This window comes from Halospina sp. K52047b (genome assembly GCF_008709855.1).
In the GTDB taxonomy this organism is placed as follows: Bacteria; Pseudomonadota; Gammaproteobacteria; order Pseudomonadales; family Oleiphilaceae; genus Halospina; species Halospina utahensis_B.
Genome location: NZ_VYJH01000007.1, coordinates 55,032 through 76,843, shown reverse-complemented (window position 1 = coordinate 76,843; position 21,812 = coordinate 55,032). Strand labels below are relative to the sequence as shown.

Genomic DNA, 21,812 nt, shown 5'->3' with positions numbered 1-21,812 from the left:
ATGCCATGCGCCAGATCGTCATTCCCGAATTCGGTGATGCCGGCGTCCTTGAACTGCGTGAAGCGGCGCTGCCTCAGCCCGGCGAGGGCCAGGTGCGTGTGCGCGTAGCCAGTGCCGGGGTCAATCCCATCGATTTCAAGACCCGCTCTGGCCAGGGATTCGTGGCCAATGCCATACGTGATCATCTGCCCTGGGTGCCGGGCTTTGAAGTGGCTGGCACCATTGATGCGGTGGGCGCCGGTGTTGATGGCTGGCAAAAGGGTGACCCGGTTGTTGGCATGACCGGGTTCCCTCGGGCCGGTGGCGGTTACGCGGAGCAGACCCTGGTGCGCGCCGACGAACTCTGCCGGGCGCCGGAGGGGCTGAAACTGGAAGAAATCGGAGCCGTCCCCCTGGCCGCCCTCACCGCCTGGCAGGGCCTGTTCAGCCATCTTGGGCTTCAGCCCGGCCAGAAGCTTCTGATTCTTGGGGGTGCCGGAGGTGTAGGTCATTTTGCCGTGCAGTTTGCCGCTCAGCATGGGGCTCATGTGGTAACCACGGGCTCCGGTGCCAACGAGGATTTCCTCCACCAGTTGGGCGCTGACGACGTCATCAATTATGAACAGGAAGACGTCCATGACGTCTGCTATGGATTGGACGCCGTCCTCGACCTGGTGGGCGGCGAGGCCGGCAAGGCCGCGCTCAGCACCCTCGGGGAACACGGTAAGCTTGTCACCGTTCCCACGGTGACGGCCCAGGCCATCAAGGACCTTGCTTCCGAGAAAGGCATCCAGGCGGCGGGTTACGTGGTTGAGCCGGATACCGACCAGCTCGAGGAGATCCTGGCACTGCTTAACCGCCGTGACGCGGAACTCCATATCGCCGCCGCCTTCCCCCTCGGTGATGCGGCTGCTGCCCATCGCCGGCAGGAGGATGGGCATGTGCGGGGGAAGCTGGTGTTGCAGCCCTAGAAAAACAGCTCCGCGTTGATATTGAACCGCCGGGTTAAAGCCCTGATGTGCTGGCGGGTCAGTTGTCGCTCGCCGGAGAGGACACGGGAGACCAGTGATTTTGACCCGATCTCCGGGAAGTCATTCATGGTCAGCCCGTGCTGCTCTATAAGACTTTTCAGGGTGGCAACACCAGGATCCACATGCTCTAAGCGCCGGTTGAAATCCGTGAATTCAGGGGCAGAGTTTTCCCACCGCTCAATGGAGGCTGACAGCATTTCAATCAGTGGACGGTAAAGCGGATAATCCTCAATCAGTTCATCCACCAGGGCCAGTGCCTGCTCGTATTCCTCATTGCTGTGGATGCTGCCGATAAACGGTGCCTCACTGAACAGCGCGCTGGCTTTTTCCTTAACCTGACTGAATGCCATTTCAATGACCTCCCCGTGCATAGTGGCGGCAGAGCCTGTCATATTCCGCATGTGTGACGATGTGTTTAACGAAGAGGCGCTGATCCTGAAAGCTGATGAATGCGATCAGTCTCAGGTTGTTGCCGCCAATATCGATGACCCACCAGCCTTTTCGATATTTGAGATTATCCAATGACGGAAACAGGCACTTCATTTCTTCCGGGCTTTTGAAGCTGCCCGCTCGGAGAAGTCGATATGTCCTGAGAATCGCCTCGGCGTCGTCAGGGTAGCGCTCCGCAGCTTCCTTGAACGGGCGCCTTGAGATCACATGCAAGTTCTGCCCTCCATGGCACAATACCTTTATCTCGGATTGTTGACAATATGGAAACATCATTGATCTGCCTGTAGGCAGGACAGGGTTACCCTAAAGCGTTTCCAGTGCTTTTTTGACGCAACGGTTCAGTGCTCCGATGGTGGTTTCAAATACCCACCGGATGAATTGATAGGTGAGCTTGGTCACGGTCACCGCAACTTTCCCGGCGAATACCAGCATGTGGCCCAGAAGTCCTGCAGTCTGCTCAGCGAAGTCGGCTGATGCCTCCGCGATTTTTTCCAGTGAGCGTGCCAGCCGGTCGTAAAACGTCAGGGCAGAAGTTACGGTAGCCTGGGTAGCGATAGCGGAGTAGTACCCTGCGTCTTTGAGAAGTGTGATCAGCGCAGCGTTAAGTTTTTCTGACCAGTAATTGGTGAATGAAGCTTGGAGTCGATCCTCATAGCGTAGCCGGACAGGTTGATTAAGGAAGCGGATGGATTGGCGTTTAAGTTCTCCCCAGTCATCAGCGCTGGCCGTATTTCGGTAGCCAGGTGTTCCCTTGTGTCCCATTCTGTGAGCAGAGAAATTGATGCCTTCCGCACTATCAAGTCTGTATTCACTAGGGCCTTCAGTAGGGGCATGAATGAAGGGCCAAACAGGGGCTAACGGCACGGGGTCGGCGCCATGCGTGCAACGGAAGTGCGCGTCAACCTGGTTCGTGTTTTTTGTTGCATAGCCTTTCAGTCCTACACGAGGTGCGCCAAAGGTGTACAAATTCACTTTCACAGGGAATTCCGACTTTAGCCAATCCGCAGTCATGGAAGCGAGTGCACCGCCGAGACTGTGACCCACGCAGTGAACAGTGTGATCGGCACGAGCCTGTGTTAGTCGTTTAGAAAGTCTGTCATGAAACGCGGGCCGCATACTTGCAAAAGCTTCTTCAAAGCCTGAATGCACGCTCTGATTATTAATTCCGGTCGCGATGCCCACATCAAAATCGGTGAGGTAGTCCGCAATCGAGCTGCTGCCACGGATTGCTATCAGCGTCGAATTATGGTGCCGCTCCAGCCCTTCGCCTATAACTGCGAAGCCAGTTGTCTGAGTGTAAAGCCCAAAAATCCCACCGGTCTCTCCCATGACCGGGGCTGCTCCACCCTTGAAAGAGAATTGGCGTCCCAGCTGAGGTGAGGTTGGCATAGGGATACTCCCCATCGATTCAGGAGAAAAGACGCTGTATACGGCGTCAGCGCATTCTGCTGCTATTTTTGGCGATAGCGTTTCCATCATGAAGATCCTTCTTCAAACTTGAATTAATCGTCCTGATTTATTCCCAGCGACAGATACTGCCAACGTTATGATCGAACTGTGGGTGTTCGTGGTTATGAAGATGGTGAGTTTTGTCCGGATTGGAGATATCGCAGCTCAGGCGGTTCAAGTGTTTACGAAACGCTTTTGGGGTCACGATATCTTCTGTTGCGGCCTGCCACAGAATATAGGATTCACCACGAACTTGGGCGTGGATAAGCTGTATTACTCTTGCTTCAGTCAAAGGCCGTGAGGGTAACGACGAACGAATGCTCCGTGGCGAGAAAGAGAAATTACCCTCAGAGTCTGTACGAGTCCTATCGATATAGGACTTACCGTAATGGACCTCCCTTGTAATCAGGGCGCCTTTAAGCGGTTTTCCCTTGTCTTTAAGTTGCCCCCTCACCTCCGGCGAAAGATGCACGTCGTAACGTTTGAACCATCCGAACATATCGGCCATGACCTCGCTGGAATACAGAAAGTAGCTGGCAGCCACCAGTAGTGGGATCAGACTGAGCTTGCACCATGATGCGACGGTTCTACGGTGCGTCATGCGCCGTTCACCGTCGTCGGCGCGCATTGGAGCAGGCTGGTTGAGGCAATAGCGGGTGCGCTGACCATTTCCGTGTCCTGTGGCTGACATCCTGTCTTTGAAACAGTTGAATTATGCCAGCACGCGCCGGAGCGTCAAGCCGGCCAGGTGAGGCCTCGTGAGAGGCGTTTCACAGACTGGGTCAGGTGAATCGCTTCAGGGTCTGCCGCACGCCACCGGCCCAGGGTCCTCCGAACAGGTTCAGGTGGTTCAGCTCGTGGTAGAGGTTGTAAAGCGGTGCTCGGTCCTCCCAGTCCCGCTCGACAGCGCTGTTGGCGAGGTAGGCCTCGTAGAAGGCGCGTGGCTGGCTGCCGAACATCGTGGTCATGGCCAGATCCGCCTCGGCCCAGCCATAGTGGGTGGCCGGGTCGATCAGGACCGGCTCGCCCGCTGGGCCGCAATGGATGTTGCCGGACCATAGATCGCCGTGGATCAGACTGGCGGGCTGCTCCGGAATCCAGCGGTCGAGGCGGCCGGCGAGCCATTCCAGCTGCTGAATGTCGCCATGGCCGAGACGGCCGCTGTCCCGCGCCATCCGCCCCTGGTGCAGCAGCCGGGCCTCGGCGAAGAACCGGAAGCCGTCGCGCATGCGGGGGTTGGGCTGGGGTGTCAGGCCGCAGAAGTTGTCGCGCTCAAAACCGAACTCATTGGCGGTGGTGCTGTGCAGCTTTGCCAGTTGCTCCCCAAGCTGGCGGGCGAAGTCCCCGCCGGGGCGGCCATCAAGCCATTCCAGGATCAGGCCTTCTTCCGCAACCGCAATGACGGCGGGTATGCGTACCGCATTGCCTGCGGCCAGCGCCCGCAGGCCGGCTGCTTCCGCTTCGAAGAAGCCGGCCGGAGGCGAGGGGTGGGTCTTGAGGAAAAGGGTCCGGCCATCCTCCAGGGTCAGCCGGGCCGCCTCGTTGATACTGCCGCCGCCGATCGGTTGCGCCGTGGCAACAGGCGTATCCAGCTGCATTGTGAGGGCTTCCGGAACACGGGCCATGGTCAGTCGCCTTCCTCTTTCAGTGCTCTTCGCATTCTTTCATGGCGGCGGGCCAGATGTTCAAGAACCCTGGAGGCTGCCACGAAACCAAAGGTGCCGGTCACGAAACTGGCGGCGCCAAAGCCCGTGCTGCAGTCCAACCGGGTTGGGCCGTCACCGGGCTTTTCATGGGTAGTGCCGCCCTCCGGCGTGGGGTAGGTGAGCTGTTCCTCGGAATAGATGGCGGGGATAGTGAAGCGCCGCTTCGGGTTGCGCGGGAAGCCGTATTCACGGCGGAGCAGGTTCCGTACCTTGGCCAGCAACGGGTCCTGGGTGGTGCGACTCAGGTCGGCCACGCGGATTCGGGTTGGGTCCATCTGTCCCCCAGCGCCCCCGGCGCAGATCACCCATTGTTTGCGCCGGCGGCAGTGGGCCAGAAGGGCCGCCTTGTGGTTGACGCTATCGATGGCGTCAACCACCGCATCGCAGTTCCCGGGAAGCACACTCTCCATGCTGCGGGTGGTCACAAACTGCGGAACTGCTGTAACCCGGCATTCCGGGTTGATTGCCCGCAGCCGTTCGGCCATCACCTCAACCTTCGGGCGCCCGATGGTGTCCGCCAGCGTGTGGACCTGGCGGTTGGTATTGGTCACACAGATGTCATCCATGTCGATCAGGGTAAGAGCCCCGATGCCGCTGCGGGCGAGCGCCTCGGCCGCCCATGAACCCACACCGCCGACGCCGGCAATGGCGACATGGGCGGCGGCAAGGGATCGGGCGGTGTCCTGGCTGTAGAGGCGCTCCATGCCTCCGAAGCGCTGGGAAAAGGAATCCGGCGTCATGGGTGGCTCCGTAATGGGGGGCTCGGTTTGTGCGGATTCTACCAGAAACCGGGGTTCAGGATTACGGACTTGTCAGTCCATTTTAGCGGGCGTATGATTAGACGGACTGGTCAGTCCATCTTCAAGAGGCCGATACACGTGACCGATTCCTCGCGCCCGACGCGCACCCACAAGGCACCGGAACAGCGCCGCAGGGAGGTCCTGGAGGCCGCCGCCGTGGTGTTCGCGGAGGTTGGGTACCGGTGCGCGGAGATGGATCGCATTGCCGAGCGCGCAGGCGCGGGTAAGGGGACGGTGTACCGCTGTTTTGCCAGCAAGGAGACTCTCTTCATGGCAACAGTGGAAAAGGCGCTGGAGGACCTGACCTGTTATGTGAACGAGGCGGTCGACCCGCTGGAGGATCCCCTCGAACAGCTGCGCCTTGGCATTCACCGTTACCTGGAGTTTTTTGAGTGCAACCCTGAGACGGTGGAGCTTTTCATCCAGGAACGGGCGGAGTTTCCGAAGAATGGAAAGCCTCTTTACTTTGTTTATCAGGAAACCAGCGGCGGCAAATGGCGGGCACGCTTCGAGAAGCTGATTGAGCAGGGCCGTATGCGACCTGACATGTCGCCGGCACTGGCCCAGGAGGTCTTCAGCGACCTGCTCTATGGGGCGGTCTTTTCCCAGCTGCTTGCAGGCGATCGGGAATCGCGTGCGGAGCGGGCGGACGAAATCAGCGAATTATTGTTCAGGGGCATCCTCAAGCCCGAGAGCTGAGCAGGCTGAACACAGCTTTTCCACACCGATTGAGACTTTGCGGAGAGAAAGGAACCATGAATCAGTTGACCCGGACAGAAGTCATAGGGGGCAGCCGAGCCCGTCGTATTGGCGGCGTCGGTACCGTGTTGGTGCTGACGTTGGGGCTGGCTGCCTGTGGCGGCAATGGCCAGGGGCAGAAAGGAGCTGGGATGCCGCCGCCCCCGGTGTCGGTTACTGAGGTTCAGACCGAGGATGTGACCATCCGCGAGGACTATGCGGGGCGTGTCAGGGGTGCCCGTGAAGTGGCTGTGCGGGCCCGCGTCGAGGGTGTTCTGGAAGAGCGCCTTTACGACGAGGGCAAGGTGGTCGAGCAGGGTGAGCCCCTGTTCCGTATCGACCCGGAACCCTTTGAGGTGGCCCTGCAGGCCGCTAAAGCCCAGCTCCAGTCCGCGCAGGCGGATCTCAGCCAGGCTGAGCGGGAATGGAACCGGGTATCCAGTCTCTACCAGAAGAACGCTGTGAGTGAGCGTGAGCGGGACAATGCGCAGTCCGCATTTGAGCTGGCACAGGCCCAGGTTGCGGTTGCAGAAGCCGAGGTTGCCCGTGCCGAACTGGAACTGGGCTACACCGATGTGGAAGCACCCGTGACCGGTGTGACGGGCCTCGAGACCCAGTCCGAGGGCAACCTGATCGAACGCGGTACCGAACTTACTCACATCACCCAGATGAACCCGGTCCATGTGCGCTTTGCGCTGCCGGAGAACGATGCTGCGGCGCGCCGGCGGGCGCGGGAAGCCATGCATTCGGATGGTAATGGCGATCACCGCAGCACCGCGAAGCTGATCCTGCCGGACGGCTCCGAATACGAACACACCGGTACCATTGACTTCACGGCCAGCACCATCGATGCGGAGACCGGTACCGTTACCGCCCGTGCCGTATTCCCCAATGAAGAACAGCGCATCGTGCCGGGTCAGTTCGTGCGCATCCGGGTGAAGCTGAAGACGCTCGATGATGTGGTGACCGTGCCCGCCAAGGCCATAGGCGACGGTCAGAATGGCGGTCTGCAGGTCTTTGTGCTGACCGAGGACAACAAGGCGCAGCCACGCTCGGTTAAGACAGGGCAGGTGGTTGATGGTCGCCGCATCATCACGGACGGGCTTGAAGCCGGTGAACGCGTGGTGGTTGGCGGTATGGCCGGCATCCGTCAGCCCGGGATGAAGGTGAAAGTCGAAGGCGCCGGGAAGGATGGTCAGAAAGACGGCGAGAAAGGCGGGGAGAGTAACTGATGTTCCGATTCTTCATTGACCGCCCGATCTTCTCGGCGGTCATCTCCATTATCATCCTGATCGCCGGCGCGGCCTCGCTCATGGGGCTGCCGGTGAAGCAGTACCCGAACGTGGTGCCGCCCGAAGTCGTGGTTGAGGCCAGGTACCCTGGTGCAAGTGCTGAAGTTCTGGCCGACAGTGTGGCGGCGCCACTGGAGCAGGAGATCAACGGCGTCGACGACATGATTTATATGGAGTCGGGGAGCACCAACGCCGGCAGCGTGCAGATCACGGTGTCCTTCGAGGTTGGCACCGATCCGGACCAGGCCACCATCAACGTCAATAACCGTGTCCAGCGGGCCATGGCCAGCCTGCCCCAGGCCGTGCGTGATCAGGGCGTTACCGTTGAGGCCCGCTCCACCTCGATTCTCCAGGTCGTGGCGCTGTCCTCGAAGTCCGGGGACACCGGTACCATCGAAATCTCCAACTACGCGCTGCTGAACGTCATCGACGAGCTGGTCCGGACCCCGGGTGTGGGTAACGCCTCTCTCTTCGGCGCCAAGGACTATTCCATGCGCATCTGGTTGCAGCCGGACAAGATGGCGGAATACAACATCTCTCCGATGGACGTCGCCAGTGCCCTGCGTTCCCAGAACGCCCAGTACGCAGCAGGCCGTCTCGGTGGGCAGCCGGCGCCCGTGGATCAGGCGTTCACATTCAGTGTCTCCACACCGCAGCAGATGAGTGATCCCAGCGAATTCGAGGACATCATGCTGCGGACCACGAGCGATGGCGCTTCGCTGCGTCTCGGCGATGTCGCGCGGGTCGAGCTGGGCGCGCAGAACTATAACTTCACGGCCAGCTTCAACGGCCAGGCGGCGGTGCCGGTCGGGGTCTACCTGCAGCCCGGGGCCAACGCGCTCGAGACCGCTACCAATGTGCGTGAAGCACTCCAGAAGCTGGAGGATCGGTTTCCGGAGGACATCCAGTACGATATCCCCTACGACACCACCACTTTCATCAAGATGTCGATTCAGGAGGTTCTGATCACACTGGTGATCGCCTTGGTTCTGGTGTCGGTGGTGACGTTCATCTTTCTCCAGCACCTGCGTGCCACGCTGATCCCGCTGGCGGCCATTCCGGTTGCCCTGATCGGTACCTTTGCCGGGATGACGGTGCTCGGCTTCTCGGTGAATCTGCTTACCCTGTTCGGACTGATTCTTGCCATCGGGGTGGTGGTGGACAACGCCATCATTGTGATGGAGAACGTGGAACGGTTGATGCAGGAGCACGGCATGACGGCGTACGGCGCCTCCGTGGAGACCATGGGGCAGGTATCCGGAGCCGTGGTTTCCTCCACTCTGGTGCTGGTTGCCGTGTTCGCGCCCGTTGGGTTCCTGGGGGGGCTGACCGGTGAGCTCTACCGCCAGTTCGCGGTGACTATCGCGGTCTCCATCGTGATTTCCGGCATTGTGGCGCTGACGCTGACCCCGGCCATGTGTGCCCGGTTGCTGGATGGTGAACCCAAGGACGTCTCAAAGCCCTTCCAATGGTTCAATGCTGCCTTCGAGAAAATCACCAATGGGTTCGTGGGCGGTGTGACCTGGATCCTGAATCATGCCGTGATTGGTGTGGCGCTTTTCTTCCTGTTCATCGGCAGTACCCTCTGGATGCTGGACCGCTTGCCCTCGGGACTGGTGCCCCAGGAGGACCAGGGCTATGTACTGATGGCCTCCTACCTGCCGCCGGCATCGGCGCTCGGGCGGACCGAGGCGGTGCGTGAGGAGCTGGTTGGTAATGTGCTGAATCTGCCCGAAGTCGAGAACGTTGTGGCCTTCGCCGGCTACGATCTTCTGGCCGGTGCCAGCCGTTCCAATGCCGGAATCGCATTCGTAACGCTGAAGGACTGGGCTGAGCGTCAGGGGCCAGGGCAGTCAGCGTCTGCCGTGTCCAAGAAAATCATGGGCATGGGTGCAGGAGTGGAAGAGGCGAATGTCATGTCGTTCTCTCCGCCGCCGATCCAGGGGCTGTCCCTCACCGGTGGCGTGGAGGCGTTTATTCAGGATCAGCGCGGCATGAGTACCAAGGAACTCCATGCGCTGGCCCAGAAAGTGGTGAAGGCCGCGAACCAGCATCCGGTGCTCACCAATGCCCGGACCGATCTGGATGTGAGCATTCCGCGCTATAAGGCCGAAGTGGACCGTCAGAAGGCGAGGGCCCTGGATGTGCCCATCGGTGAGGTGTTCTCCGCTATGCAGAGTACCTTCGGCACCTTCTACGTGAATGACTTCACTATGCAGGGGCGTAACTGGCAGGTGAACATGCAGGCCGAGGGTGAGTTCCGCAGCCGGCCCGAGGATCTGCGCCGTGTCTTCGTGCGTTCCAACAGCGGTCAGATGATCCCCCTCAGCTCGCTGGTCACACTGACCCGCGAGACCGGGGCCGATATCATCAACCGATTCAATGTCTACCCCGCGGCCAACATCGCCGCCGACCCGGCACCGGGTTACACCACCGGCGATGCTATGAAGGCGCTGCGCGAGGTGGCTGACGAGAATCTGGGGGCCAACACGCCACTCGGGTGGATTGGGCAGGGTTATCAACTCCAGGCTGCCGGCCAGGCCGGGACCATCGCGTTTGCTCTGGGCCTGGTCATGGTGTTCCTGATCCTGGCGGCGCAGTATGAACGCCTGACGCTCCCGCTGGCGGTGGCCACGGCCATCCCCTTCGGCGTATTCGGCGCGGCTCTGGCCGCCCTGCTGCGTGGCTTCCCCAACGACATCTATTTCCAGGTGGGGCTGCTGGTGCTGATCGGCCTGGCGGCGAAGAACGCCATCCTGATTGTGGAGTTCGCGGCCCAGAACCGCAGCGAGGGCCTGTCACCGAAGGATGCTGCGATTGCGGCAGCCCAGCAGCGTTTCCGGGCCATCATGATGACGGCGCTGACCTTCATCATCGGTTCGCTGCCACTGGTAGTGGCGACCGGCGCCGGTGCTTCCAGCCGGCAGGAGATCGGCACCGTGGTGGTTGGTGGCATGATCGTCGCCAGTACCCTGGCCCTGTTCTTCGTGCCGCTGTTCTACCGGCTGTTCGAGGAGTTCTCGATCTGGTTGAGCAATCGCGGGAGCAACAACAGCTCCAGAGAGGTTTCCGATGCGTAGGATACTGTTCGCAACACTGATGTTCCCTCTGCTCCTGGCCGGCTGTGCGGTCGGCCCGGCATACGAAGAGCCCCAGGTGGATCTGCCGGAGGAATGGCCGGACGAGGTCCTGCTGACCGGCGAGGAGCGTGCTGACTGGTCCAACTGGTGGCACCGGTTTGACGATCCTGTGCTCAACCGTCTGGTGGAACGGGCTCTGGACGACAACCTCAACATGCAGCTGCAGTACCAGCGGCTGCAGGAGGCGCGGGCGCGGCTGGGGCTGGCGGACGCCCAGCAGATGCCGACTGTCGAAGGCCAGGCCGATGCCGCCCGTGGGCGTGAATCCGGGGCGGCCAACCCGCTGGGTGGCGGTACCACCAGCAACATGTTCTCGGTAACCGGCCTTCTGAGCTATGAGGTGGACCTCTGGGGGAAGCTCGAGAGTCAGAGCGATGCCGCCGAGGCGGCGCTGCAGGAATCGGTGTTCACCCATGACTCGGTGCGTCTGAGCACGGTTGCGGATGTGGTGGCCACCTACACCGAGCTGCGAGCGGCCCAGCGCTCCCTCGCCATCACCGAGCGCACTCTGGAGACGCGCGAGGAAACCGTGCGGATCGAGCGGGCGCGCTACGAGGGCGGCGATACCAATGAGCTGACCCTGCGCCAGGCGGTGTCCGAACTGGAAGCCACCCGTGCGCTGGTGCCCCAGCAGCGTCAGCGTGTCGCCCAGCTCAAGACGGCTCTGGGTGTGCTTGTGGGCATGACCCCGCGCGAACTCACCAGCGAGCTGGATTTCGGCGAAGGCAGCCTCAGTGACATCACCCTGCCTGAGGAAGTCCCGGAAGTGCTGCCCTCGGATCTGCTGGAGCGGCGGCCGGATATCCGTGCGGCCGAGGCGGCCATCATTGCGGCGACCGAGGAGGTCGGCGTCGCCCAGGCGCAGCGCCTGCCCAGTTTCAATCTGCGTGGCTCCTTCGGCAGCGCGGCCATCGAGTCGGATGACCTGTTTACCGGTCCGGCGGAAACCTGGGAAATCGGCGCCTCCGTGCTTGGCCCCATCTTCGACTTCGGTCGTAACAAAGCACGTGTGGAGGCGGCCCAGAGCCTGCGTGACCAGGCTGAAACCCAGTACCGGGTCACTCTGCAGCAGGCGTTCCGCGAGGTCCGCGATGCGCTGGCCGTGTATGAGGCCACGGATGAACGGGTAAGCCGGCTCCGGGATCAGGTCGAGGCGCTGGAGAAAACGCTGGAGCTGGCCGAGCTGCGCTACGAGGAAGGCCTCACGGACTTCCTGACGGTGCAGGATACCCAGCGCGTCCTGTTGGACGCGGAGCTGACCCTCACCAATGCCATCCGCGACCGGCTCAACGCCACGGCCACGCTGTTCAAGGCGATGGGCGGCGGCTGGGCCGACGGCAAGGCGGTTGAGCCGGAGAGCGGAGACTCCTGACCAGGGCTCTGTTTACAGGTTTGCCGGCCCGTGCAAGCGCGGAGCCGGCAGCCGCCACCTTCCTGCCAGGCCATGCGGGTGCTAGACTTAAATATTAGGTTACACTAAATTTAAGGAGGCAGGCATGCGCCGAGCCCTCATGATGGTTCTCTGCTTCTGCCTTTCGGGCGCAGTCCAGGCCGCCTCAGCACAGTGGGTGGATGTGAAGCGGGAAACGCTGACAGAAACCCTCCGCCTTGATGGCATGATCGAGGCTGTGCGGGAAAGCACAGTATCCGCCCAGACAGCGGGAACCGTTGTCGAGCTGCCCTACGACGTCGATGACGCCGTTCCAGAGGGCGAGCTGATTGTCCGGCTTGAGGACAGTGATGAACAGGCTCGTGTGGAGCAGGCCCGGGCCAGCCTGGACGAGGCCCGCGCCGACCTGACGGATGCCCGCCAGAACCTGGGGCGCGTGGAGCAGCTGCACGAACGCGATGTCGCCTCACAGCAGGAACTGGATCAGGCGCGGAATCGCTTTGATGCAGCCAGAGCCCGTGTCTCACGCGCCGAAGGCGCACTTTCCGAAGCACGGGAGCAGCTCAGTTACACCCGTGTACACGCCCCTTACAGTGGCATCGTGACCGAGCGCATGGTCGAGGTGGGGGAATCCGTCTCGCCAGGGCAGCCGCTGATGCGGGGTCTGTCGCTGGAGCAGCTGCGGGTGGTGGTCTCTCTTCCCCAGCAGTACGCGGAGCGCGTGCGCTCCGAGCGTGAGGCAGTGGTTACCCTCAATGGCGGGGCACAGCTCGAAACCGATGGGATGACGTTCTACCCCTATGCGGATCAGCGTAGCCACAGCTTCCGGCTGAGGCTTGAGCTTGCCGACCCCGAGGCCCGTCTCTTCCCCGGTATGCTGGTGCGTGTGGGCATTCCGACCGATACGCGCGAGGCACTCTGGGTGCCCGAGTCCAGCATCTATCGGCGTGGTGAACTGCGTGCCGTGTTCGTGCGCGGCCCGGATGACGAGCCCCGTCTGCGCCAGGTGCGTCTCGGGAGCCGCCGGGATGGGCTGGTGGAAGTGCTCTCCGGTGTCAGTGAGGGTGAATCCGTGCGTCGTGAGGCCCTGTACTGATGGCACCGAATGGCAGGTTGGGCCCATCCGGACAGATCGCGCGTGTCTTCCAGAACAGTCGCCTCACCCCTCCTTGCACTGATCGGGCTGCTGCTCGGTATTGTTGCCGTCATCGTGACGCCCAAGGAGGAAGAACCCCAGATCGACGTCACCATGGTGGACGTCATGGTGCCGTTTCCCGGGGCCAGTGCCCGTGAGGTGGAGAGCCTGATCGCCACCCCGGGCGAACAGATCCTGGACGAGATCCGGGGCGTTGAGGACATCTATTCGGTCTCGCGCCAGGGCCAGGCGGTCATCACGGTCCAGTTCGAGGTGGGGCTGCCGCGTCGGGAAGCCCTGGTGCGCATCCACAACAAGGTCCAGTCCAACCGCGACTGGTTCCCCGAGGGCCTGGGAGCGGGCGAACCCGTGGTCAAGCCACGGGGTATTGATGACGTTCCAGTCATGACCCTGACTCTCTATGACCCGCAGAGGCGCCAGAGTGGCGAAGACCTGACCCGTCTTGCCCATACCCTGGAGACGGAACTCAAGCGGGTGCCCGGAACCCGGGATATCTACACGGTCGGTGGTGTGCCGGATCGCATCGATGTGCGGGTTGAGCCCGCCAGCCTGGCCGGTTATGGCCTGGGCATCAGTGATCTCCAGCAGGCGGTCCGGGCCGCCAATGCCACCGGCCAGGAAACCAGGGTTACGCGTGCGGGGCTGTCCATCCCGGTTCAGCCGGGGGAGCCACTCCAGCAGGTCGAGGAGCTCAGGTCGCTTGTTGTGGCGCACAGCAATGGGGCTGTCGTTCACCTTTCGGATGTGGCGTCGGTCGGCCGTGGCGGCACGGTACCGGATGCGTCGGTGCAGCTGGGCTTTGGCCCTGCGGGTGAGGGCCAACCCGGTCAGCGCTATCCGGCAGTGACGGTGGCCGTTGCCAAGAAAGCCGGCGAGAACGCCATTGATGTAACCGCCGCTGTTTCAGACCGGCTCGAACAGCTGCGGGGGCGGGTGATACCCGATGATGTTGAGGTGCTCACCACCCGCAACTATGGGCAGACCGCCAGTGACAAGGCACGCAAGCTCATCTCGGACCTGATCATGGCCACCCTGTCCGTCATGCTTCTGGTTCTGGCGTTCATGGGGTGGCGCCAGGCCATGGTGGTCGGTCTTTCGGTGCTTCTGACCCTGCTCCTGACGCTGGTGTTTTCCTGGGCATGGGGCTTCACCCTGAACCGGGTATCCCTGTTCGCGCTCATCTTCGCCATCGGGATCCTGGTGGATGACGCCATTGTGATCGTCGAGAACGTCAACCGGCGCATCCATAACTCCGATGCCCCTGCCATCCGGGTGATCCCTGCTGCGGTGGATGAGGTTGGGACCCCAACCATCATGGCGAGCCTCACCATCATGGCTGCCCTTCTGCCAATGGCATTTGTGACGGGGCTTATGGGCCCCTATATGAGCCCTATTCCCATCAATGCCTCGGCCGGGATGGTGCTTTCACAGCTCGTGGCGTTCATCCTTACTCCCTGGCTGGCACTGCGGCTGGTGCGTCCCCGGGACCGGGCGAAAGAGGCGGAGGGTGCCGAAGCGGAGGAAGTTAACCCCCGCCTCTACCGTCTCTTCAGCCGGGTTCTGACGCCCTTCATGGGCAATCATCCCTGGCGGCGCCATGGGCTGGCATCCGGGGTCATCGCGCTGACGCTGGGCGCTGCCGCCCTGCCGGTGTTCATGCTGGTGATCCTCAAGATGCTCCCCTTTGATGACAAGTCGGAGCTCCAGGTGGTGGTGGATATGCCTGAGGACACTCCCATGGAGACCACCCAGAAAGTCCTGACGGAGATGGGTGGTTATCTGGAGAGTCACGAGTCTGTTACCAACTGGCAGGCCTATGCCGGTACGGCGTCACCCATCAACTTCAATGGGCTGGTGCGCCAGTACTATCTGCGCCAGGAACCCTGGCAGGGCGATCTCCAGATCAACCTGAAGGACGAGCGGGAAAAGGCTTCCCACGATATTGCCCAGGCGATGCGTGAGCCCCTCACAGAGATTGGTGAACGTTATGGGGCTGCCGTGAAGGTGGTGGAGGTGCCGCCGGGGCCTCCGGTGCTGTCGCCGCTGGTTGCCGAGGTCTATGGCCCCAGTCCGGAGGTGCGTGCCCGGGAGGCGGCGTCACTGGCACGGCGTATGGAAGGTGTCGAGGGGCTGGTGGATATCGACACCACGGTGGAGGCCCCTGTGGAGCGCTGGCGTGTGGTGTTTGACCGCCAGCGGGCGGCCACGCTGGGCGTTTCCCAGGCCCAGGTGGTGGAGCTGCTCTCGACCACACTGGGCAAGCGCAATCTTGAATACTTCCACGATCCGAACGCCAAGTACGCCGTTCCGATACGGGTGATCCTGGATGAAGGCGACAGGGCTCAAAAAGCGGCGCTGCTGTCCCTCAATGTCCGGAGCCGTTCCGGCGATAGGGTGCCGCTGGCGCAGGTGGCCTCAATCGAGCCCAGCAGCTGGCCCGGGGCGATCCATCACAAGAACCTGATGCCGGTTACCTACGTCACTGCCGACATGGCCGGCGACGTGGACTCCCCGCTGTACGGTATGTTCCGTATGGCCGAGGACCTGGAAGACCTGCCCCAGTACTACATCCAGCAGCCGGAATGGCCGGATGAGGCTGCCATCAAATGGGACGGGGAGTGGCAGATCACCTATGAGACCTTCCGGGACATGGGGATCGCCTATGCCGTTGGGATCATCGCCATTTTCCTGCTTCTGGTGGCGCAGTTCGGCTCCTACGGGCTGCCGCTGATCGTGATGATGCCCATCCCACTGACGCTCATCGGGATCATGCCGGGCCATGCGCTGTTGGGTAAGGAATTCACCGCGACCAGCATGATCGGCATGATCGCGCTGGCCGGCATCATCGTGCGCAATTCCATCCTGTTGGTGGTGTTCATCCGGGATCTGCTGCGCGAGGGGACACCGCTGGAAGAGGCGGTTGTGACGGCCAGCGCCGTGCGCATCAAGCCCATAGCGCTGACCGCCGTCTCCGCCATGCTGGGGGCCTTCTTCATCCTGACGGACCCGATCTTCAACGGTCTGGCGATCTCACTGATCTTCGGGCTGGCCATGTCCACCCTGCTGACGGTGATCGTGGTGCCGCTGGCCTACTATCTGTTCATCGGTGAGCGGGAGGTGCGCTGAGCGCCTCCTGGATACGCTGGAACAGATCCCCCTGGAAGGGCCGGCCCAGGGGATAGAAGTGGCCGGAGTGGGGGAGCATGGTGAGTTCCGCATCAGGGAGTGTGGCGGCCAGGTGCCGGGCGTAGGCCGGGGGCAGGAGCTGATCCTCGGCGCCCTGGTGGACCAGTGTTGGTGTCCGGATGGCCCCGAGCCGGAATCCCCAATCGCCCATCTCCGTGAGCAGGTCCGTGGCAATGGCGTGGGCGCCTGAGTTGAGGCAGGCCAGCTGGCTGGCGCGGAAGCGCCGGATCTGGCCAGGATCTCCCAGGATGGCGTGGTCCGCGTCGCTGAACAGGCTGCGTGCCCGGGCCATGTAGAAATCAGGCCGCCGCTGGGCAATGGCGGTGATCAGCGCGACGGTCGCCCGGAACAGGGCGGGACTGATATCCGCAATGACAGGCCCGGGCCAGAGCGTGCGCAGCAACAGTCGCCGGGCACCGGCCATTTCCCGGAAATGGGTATAGCTGGAGAGCAGTATCGCGAGCCGTATCCGCCCGGGCAGTTCATGGGCGGCAGCCAGGGTGCGGGATCCGCCACTGGACCAGCCCATGTGGATGCAGCGATCGATCCCCAGGTGATCCAGGAACAGGGCCAGGTCCCGGGGGTAGTCGAGCAGCGTCCGGTCCTGTTGGTAACTGGAGCCACGGATGCCGGGCCTGTCCAGCGCCAGTATCCGGAAACCGGCTATCCGTGCCTGTTCATGGAAGAACAGAGCCTCCAGCGCTGAGCCGGGCATGCCGTGCGCGTAGACTACGGGTATGCCGTCTTCCGCGCCCGTTTCCAGGCCCACCAGTTGCCGGTTATCCGGTGTCCGCAGGGTATGGACCTGTGTAGGTTCCTCCATGTCGATGCTCATGCCGCAGCGTCCTTCAGGTCAGGGCGGAAGTACTGGTTGACCCAGAGCGAAATCCCGATCAGTCCCCCGCCGAGAGCCAGCGCGAGCAGGTCCGCATCCCGGTTCCAGATCAGCAGGTTCACCAGCAGTCCCGCGGGCACCAGGGCATTGTTCATGACTGCCAGGGTGCCCGCATCCACTTTCCGTGCCCCCTGGTTCCAGAAGAACAGGCCGGCCCCGGAGGCGGCGAAGCCCAGCCAGCCCAGAACCAGCCACTGCCAGGGCGTGGCGGGCAGCATGGTGCGGTCGCCGAATATGAGGAAGGACGGCAGCGCCACCAGTATGGCGCCCAGGAAGAAGTAGCCGAACAGCCGCCAGGCGGGCGCCGTCAGCGAATAGCGCTCATAGAGGCGCCGGTACCCGACCTGGCCGGCGGCAAAGGCGAGATTGGCGCCCTGCAGCATGACAAAGCCGGTGATGTAGGACTCACTGAGCCCATCGTAGCGGATGATCGCCGCCCCCAGCGTGGCCAGTGCGGCAGCCATAAGGGCCACCGGGGCAAACCGGCGGTGGAGGGCGTCATCCATAAGCGTGATGTAGATGGGCGTGAAGACCGTGAACAGCAACACCTCCGGCACCGTCAGGAAGGCGAATGAGCGGTACAGCAGCAGGTAGGTGATGCCGAACTGGCTGGCGCCGACCAGCATCATGCCCAGCTGGAAGCCGCCTGGAACGCCGCGCCAGCGCAGAAGCGGCAGGAACACCAACGCGCCGCACAGCACACGGGTCAGCACGGCGAAGTCGTTGTCCACGTTCCCGGCGAGATAGACGCCGATCAGGCTGAAGGAAAAGGCCCAGAGGATGGTGACGAGAACAAGGATGATCATACGCTGCTCCTAGACCGCCTGGCCGGCGGCGACGCCGGAGGCCCAGGCCCACTGGAAATTATGCCCGCCGAGGTGGCCGGTGACGTCCACCACCTCGCCGATGAAGAAAAGCCCGGGCTGGTCGTGGACTTCCATGGTTTTTGAGGACAGCGAGCGAGTATCCACGCCGCCCAGGGTAACCTCGGCGGTCCGGTAACCCTCGGTGCCCGCCGGCGTCAACTGCCAGCCATTGAGGGTCTGTGCCGCCTGCGTCAGGTCTGCCCTGCTGAAATGCTGGAGCGGTTCCCGCCAGCCCTGGAGTTCCGAGAAGGCCTGGGCAAAGCGCTTCGGAAGTTCCTCGCCGAGGGCCCGTGCAGCGCTGCGGTTCGGGTGGTTCTGGCGCTGTTCCGTCAGCCACTGGCTCGCATCCTGATCCGGCAGCAGATCGATCCCCAGGGCATCACCGGGTTCCCAGAAACTGGAGATCTGCAGCATGGCGGGGCCGCTCAGCCCTTTATGGGTCACCAGCATGGGTTCCCGGAATCGTTCGCCGTTGCACGAGACCGCCACCGGGCAGCTGATGCCCGCCAGTGGCGCCAGCTGCTCCCGGAGCTCCGGCGCCAGCGTAAAGGGCACCAGGCCGGCCCGGGTGGGTATGATATCGAGCCCGAACTGGCGGGCAAGCTCATAGCCGAAACCAGTGGCCCCCATGGTGGGGATGGAAAGGCCGCCGCAGGCAACCACCAGGGCTTCCGCGTGGAATTCGCCAGCGCTGGTCGCCAGTGTATAGCCGCTATCGGAGGTGGCGACCGTTGCCACCGTCGTGCGCGTCATGACATCGACGCCAGCCCACTCGGCCTCGGTCATCAGAAGATCCACGATCTCGCGGCTTGAGTCCTGGCAGAACAGCTGCCCCGCCGCTTTTTCCTCGTGCTCGATGCCATGGCGTTCCACCAGCTCAAGGAAGTGTTCGGGGGTGTAGCGCTTGAGGGCGGAAATACAGAACCCCGGGTTGTCCGAGAGAAAGTTCGCCGGGGTGCTGTTGAGGTTGGTAAAATTGCAGCGCCCCCCACCGGACATCAGGATCTTGCGCCCGGGGCGGCGTGCGTGCTCGATCACCAGCACACGCCGGCCACGGTAGCCGGCAGTCGCGGCGCACATGAGCCCGGCGGCGCCGGCGCCGATGATGATGACGTCATAGGTGGTGGGCATGATGGGGGTGGCCTGTCCGAATGTGCTGCTGAGCGCGTATTCTAAGGCCCGTGAACCCGAGTGAACCAGTGGAAAGAGGCCGATGATCGGACCTGGCACCCAGTCCATCCCGGAAGGGAAGATGAAACTGCTCCAGGCATCGCTGCGCCTGGTGACCAGCAGTCGCAGCATCAGTTCGCTGGGTATCCGGGAGCTGGCCCGTGAAGCCGGCCTCAACCCCAACACCTTTTACCGTCACTTTTCGGATCTGGATGACTTCGGCCTGTTCGTGCTCGAATGCATCGCCTCCGAGGTCAAGCGTCAGGTCCGGCGTCTGCGCACAGCGGCGGCGACCTCGGATCAGGCAGCCCACGATTCGGTCTATTTCGTGTACGAGTACTTCCGCGTTAACCCGGCGGTGGTCATGGTCGCGGTGCGGGAACTTCACGGGCCCTCACTGGTGCTCAGGCAGGCCCTGGCGCGGCAGCTGGAGGAGGCCGCCAGCGAGATGGCCGATGACGTGACCGAGCGGGAGCTGGTCCCCCAGGTGGACCGGACCACGGTGCTGGACATTGCCCGGACCGTGGTCCGGTTCATGCTGTTCCGCGGTATGGATTACATTGAGTACCCGGAGCAGCAGAAAGCCATCCAGAAGGAGACGGAGCGCTTCCTCCGCCGCCAGTTCATGGGGGCCATGGCCGAGATCCTTTCCCCGGGTCTGGATGCCAGCCTGGCAGGCTCCTAGAGCCATCAGGCCGGTTGCCCATCGCTGCCGACAAAGACCCGGTTGCGTCCGGAATGCTTGGCGGCATATAGGGCCTGGTCCGCGTCCTCAAACAGGCGCTGCGTGATCTCAACCGTCTCGGGAATCCGGCCGCTGATGCCGATGCTTACCGTCAGGTGGATGGTCTCCCGGGAGACCTGGAAAGGCGTTTCGGCCACCCGCCGGCGGATCCGCTCGGCCACGCAGCGGGCCCCTTCAGCCGTGGTATCCGGGAGCACCACTACGAACTCCTCGCCACCATAGCGGGCGACAATGTCCTCGGGGCGTGTCACCAGGTTGGCAATGCATTCCGCCACCATCCGCAGGCAGTCGTCACCCACCAGGTGCCCGTAACGGTCGTTGAAGGCCTTGAAGTGGTCAATGTCCAGGACCATTACGGACAGCGGCTGGCGGTAACGGAATGCTTCCACGCAATAGTTCGGGAAAACCTCTTCGAAGTAGCCGCGGTTGCGCAGGCCGGTGAGGGCGTCCGTGGTGCTGAATTCCAGCAGCTTGGCATTGGCGGCTTCCAGGGCCTCGGTACGCTCGTGCACCCGATGCTCCAGGCGTGTATTGGCCTCTTCCTGGACCCGCAGTGTCTCCGCCTGTGCCATGCGGGCATTGCGCTCCTCGCGCAGGGCCTGTTGCTGGGCCTCCAGCGCCGCTTTTTTCTCCTTGTTGAGGCGATCCGCAATGGCGAATGAGAGCACAATGACTCCGAGGCCCGAGCCCACCTGGACCGCGTTCTGGGTGAACACGGTGTTGGGCAGCAGGGCGAATTTGCTCAGGGCCAGGATGATGCCGCCGGCAAGCATCGCGAACCAGGCAACCGTATAGTAACGCGCTGCCTGTACTCCTTTGAGGAGACGGACAATCCCCACAAGAAGCATCAGGCAGCAGGCCAAGAAGGCCACGCCGATGCTCGGCAGTACAATGGTGCTGAAGGGCACGAAGAGGGCCACCAGGATGATGAGCAGGGCGGCAGCGATCAGGTTTGAGGTAGCCCGCAGCAGGAAGGGATGGTTGTCGCTGTTGATGGACAGGAAGCGGATGGTGAACAGGGCACCGAAGACCACCACGCTCATCAGGAAGATCATCATCAGCTGGTTGTTCCACCAGGTCGCGCCGGGCCAGAGGAACTGGTAGGCGAGGCCGCCAAGCGTGGCGAGGAACAGTGGCATGGCGGAGATGTAACCGATGTAGTAGAGGAAGGCCCGTTCGCGCACCGCGATGTAGACGAAGATGTGATAGAAGATCATGGCCACGGCAATGCCGAAATAGATGCCCTGGAACAGCAGGTCGGACTGTTCATAGACCAGAAACGCTTCCGATTCCCAGAGGGTCAGCGGCACCTGCATGGAGCTGCCCGTCTCCACGCGCATGAGCACCGTCAGTGTTTCCCCGGGTGCGAGTTGCAGCGGAATCACGAAATTACGGTGTTCCAGCGGGCGCTGCCCGAAAGGCAGCTGATTGCCCATGGTCTGTGTCTGGACGGTCTCGCCATCGCTGAGTACATGCAGGTCAATGTGGTGCAGTGCGGGGTAACCGATTTCCAGATAGGGATTGAGCGGAGTGTCCGTGGGGTTGTGGATCCGGGTCCGGAACCAGTAGGGCTCATCCACATAGCCGTGGCTGATGGACGGCGGCTCTTCCGGGGTCCAGGCTTCACGCGGCAGGCTGCGGACGTCACCGAGGCTGGCGTCGCCACTGGTGTCGACCCACGACTGGGTATGGCCCTCAAGTGGGAGGTTCCGTTCGTTCCCGGACCACTGGGCAGTCTCTGCGGACGCGGGGCCTGCCAGCAGCAGGAGTCCGTAGAGTAGCAACCGAATCAGTATGCGGCTCATTTTATCAGCATCCC

Annotated in this window: 17 protein-coding genes and 1 pseudogene; 8 read left to right on the top strand and 10 right to left on the bottom strand. The window is 62.3% G+C overall.

What is annotated here, in order from left to right:
- The first annotated feature begins 5 nt into the window (after positions 1–5).
- Complete coding sequence (locus F3089_RS10160) at positions 6–950, top strand: NADP-dependent oxidoreductase (RefSeq protein WP_151440699.1); 945 nt, start codon at positions 6–8, stop codon at positions 948–950.
- Here the strand turns inward: F3089_RS10160 and F3089_RS10155 are convergent.
- From F3089_RS10155 to tcdA, 6 genes are all read right to left on the bottom strand, one after another.
- A complete protein-coding gene (locus F3089_RS10155; RefSeq protein ID WP_151440698.1) occupies positions 947–1,360 on the bottom strand; it encodes a helix-turn-helix domain-containing protein in 414 nt (137 codons plus the stop codon). The genes F3089_RS10160 and F3089_RS10155 overlap by 4 nt on opposite strands.
- A 1-nt stretch (position 1,361) precedes the next feature.
- Entirely contained in the window at positions 1,362–1,673 is a 312-nt protein-coding gene (locus F3089_RS10150) for a type II toxin-antitoxin system HigB family toxin (RefSeq protein WP_151440697.1), read from the bottom strand.
- Between the two features lie 90 nt (positions 1,674–1,763).
- Positions 1,764–2,939: a lipase family protein gene (locus F3089_RS10145; protein ID WP_225741733.1), complete on the bottom strand. Its 1,176-nt coding sequence runs from the start codon at positions 2,937–2,939 to the stop codon at positions 1,764–1,766.
- Positions 2,940–2,976: 37 nt separating this feature from the next.
- Positions 2,977–3,537 (bottom strand): DUF6795 domain-containing protein, encoded by a 561-nt coding sequence (locus F3089_RS10140; RefSeq protein ID WP_151440696.1) that lies wholly within the window; start codon positions 3,535–3,537, stop codon positions 2,977–2,979.
- Positions 3,538–3,691: 154 nt separating this feature from the next.
- A complete protein-coding gene (locus F3089_RS10135) occupies positions 3,692–4,534 on the bottom strand; it encodes a fructosamine kinase family protein (RefSeq protein ID WP_151440695.1) in 843 nt (280 codons plus the stop codon).
- Between the two features lie 2 nt (positions 4,535–4,536).
- Positions 4,537–5,355 (bottom strand): tRNA cyclic N6-threonylcarbamoyladenosine(37) synthase TcdA, encoded by an 819-nt coding sequence (gene tcdA / locus F3089_RS10130; RefSeq protein WP_151440694.1) that lies wholly within the window; start codon positions 5,353–5,355, stop codon positions 4,537–4,539.
- A 138-nt stretch (positions 5,356–5,493) separates the two neighbouring features.
- On the opposite strand from tcdA, the gene F3089_RS10125 reads away from it, so the two are divergent.
- The 6 genes and pseudogenes from F3089_RS10125 to F3089_RS10100 all read left to right on the top strand — a co-directional run bounded on the left by F3089_RS10125 (position 5,494) and on the right by F3089_RS10100 (position 16,257).
- Positions 5,494–6,114: a TetR/AcrR family transcriptional regulator gene (locus F3089_RS10125; RefSeq protein WP_160898393.1), complete on the top strand. Its 621-nt coding sequence runs from the start codon at positions 5,494–5,496 to the stop codon at positions 6,112–6,114.
- Between the two features lie 56 nt (positions 6,115–6,170).
- Positions 6,171–7,385 carry an efflux RND transporter periplasmic adaptor subunit gene (locus tag F3089_RS10120; protein WP_151440692.1) on the top strand — a complete coding sequence of 405 codons (1,215 nt, stop codon included), beginning with the start codon at positions 6,171–6,173 and terminating at the stop codon, positions 7,383–7,385.
- Positions 7,385–10,525, top strand: a complete 3,141-nt coding sequence (locus F3089_RS10115; RefSeq protein WP_151440691.1) for an efflux RND transporter permease subunit — start codon at positions 7,385–7,387, stop codon at positions 10,523–10,525. Before F3089_RS10120 ends, F3089_RS10115 begins: the two co-directional genes overlap by 1 nt.
- Positions 10,518–11,957: an efflux transporter outer membrane subunit gene (locus F3089_RS10110; protein WP_151440690.1), complete on the top strand. Its 1,440-nt coding sequence runs from the start codon at positions 10,518–10,520 to the stop codon at positions 11,955–11,957. The genes F3089_RS10115 and F3089_RS10110 overlap by 8 nt, the downstream gene beginning before the upstream one ends.
- A 124-nt stretch (positions 11,958–12,081) precedes the next feature.
- Positions 12,082–13,071, top strand: a complete 990-nt coding sequence (locus F3089_RS10105) for an efflux RND transporter periplasmic adaptor subunit (RefSeq protein ID WP_151440689.1) — start codon at positions 12,082–12,084, stop codon at positions 13,069–13,071.
- Positions 13,071–16,257: pseudogene (locus F3089_RS10100) on the top strand (efflux RND transporter permease subunit). The gene F3089_RS10105 and the pseudogene F3089_RS10100 overlap by 1 nt, the downstream one beginning before the upstream one ends.
- Here F3089_RS10100 and F3089_RS10095 read toward each other — a convergent pair.
- From F3089_RS10095 to F3089_RS10085, 3 genes are read right to left on the bottom strand one after another with little or no spacing between them, the layout of a single operon-like run.
- A complete protein-coding gene (locus F3089_RS10095) occupies positions 16,232–17,152 on the bottom strand; it encodes an alpha/beta fold hydrolase (protein ID WP_151440688.1) in 921 nt (306 codons plus the stop codon). The pseudogene F3089_RS10100 and the gene F3089_RS10095 overlap by 26 nt on opposite strands.
- On the bottom strand, positions 17,149–18,018 hold the full coding sequence (locus tag F3089_RS10090; RefSeq protein ID WP_151440687.1) for an EamA family transporter: 870 nt from the start codon (positions 18,016–18,018) through the stop codon (positions 17,149–17,151). The genes F3089_RS10095 and F3089_RS10090 overlap by 4 nt, the downstream gene beginning before the upstream one ends.
- A 9-nt stretch (positions 18,019–18,027) precedes the next feature.
- Entirely contained in the window at positions 18,028–19,209 is a 1,182-nt protein-coding gene (locus tag F3089_RS10085) for a BaiN/RdsA family NAD(P)/FAD-dependent oxidoreductase (protein WP_151440686.1), read from the bottom strand.
- An 82-nt stretch (positions 19,210–19,291) separates the two neighbouring features.
- Here F3089_RS10085 and F3089_RS10080 point away from each other — a divergent pair, with 82 nt between their 5' ends.
- A complete protein-coding gene (locus F3089_RS10080; protein ID WP_151440685.1) occupies positions 19,292–19,933 on the top strand; it encodes a TetR family transcriptional regulator in 642 nt (213 codons plus the stop codon).
- Between the two features lie 5 nt (positions 19,934–19,938).
- Here the strand turns inward: F3089_RS10080 and F3089_RS10075 are convergent, their stop codons facing one another.
- A complete protein-coding gene (locus tag F3089_RS10075; protein ID WP_151440684.1) occupies positions 19,939–21,798 on the bottom strand; it encodes a sensor domain-containing diguanylate cyclase in 1,860 nt (619 codons plus the stop codon).
- Positions 21,799–21,812 lie beyond the last annotated feature (14 nt).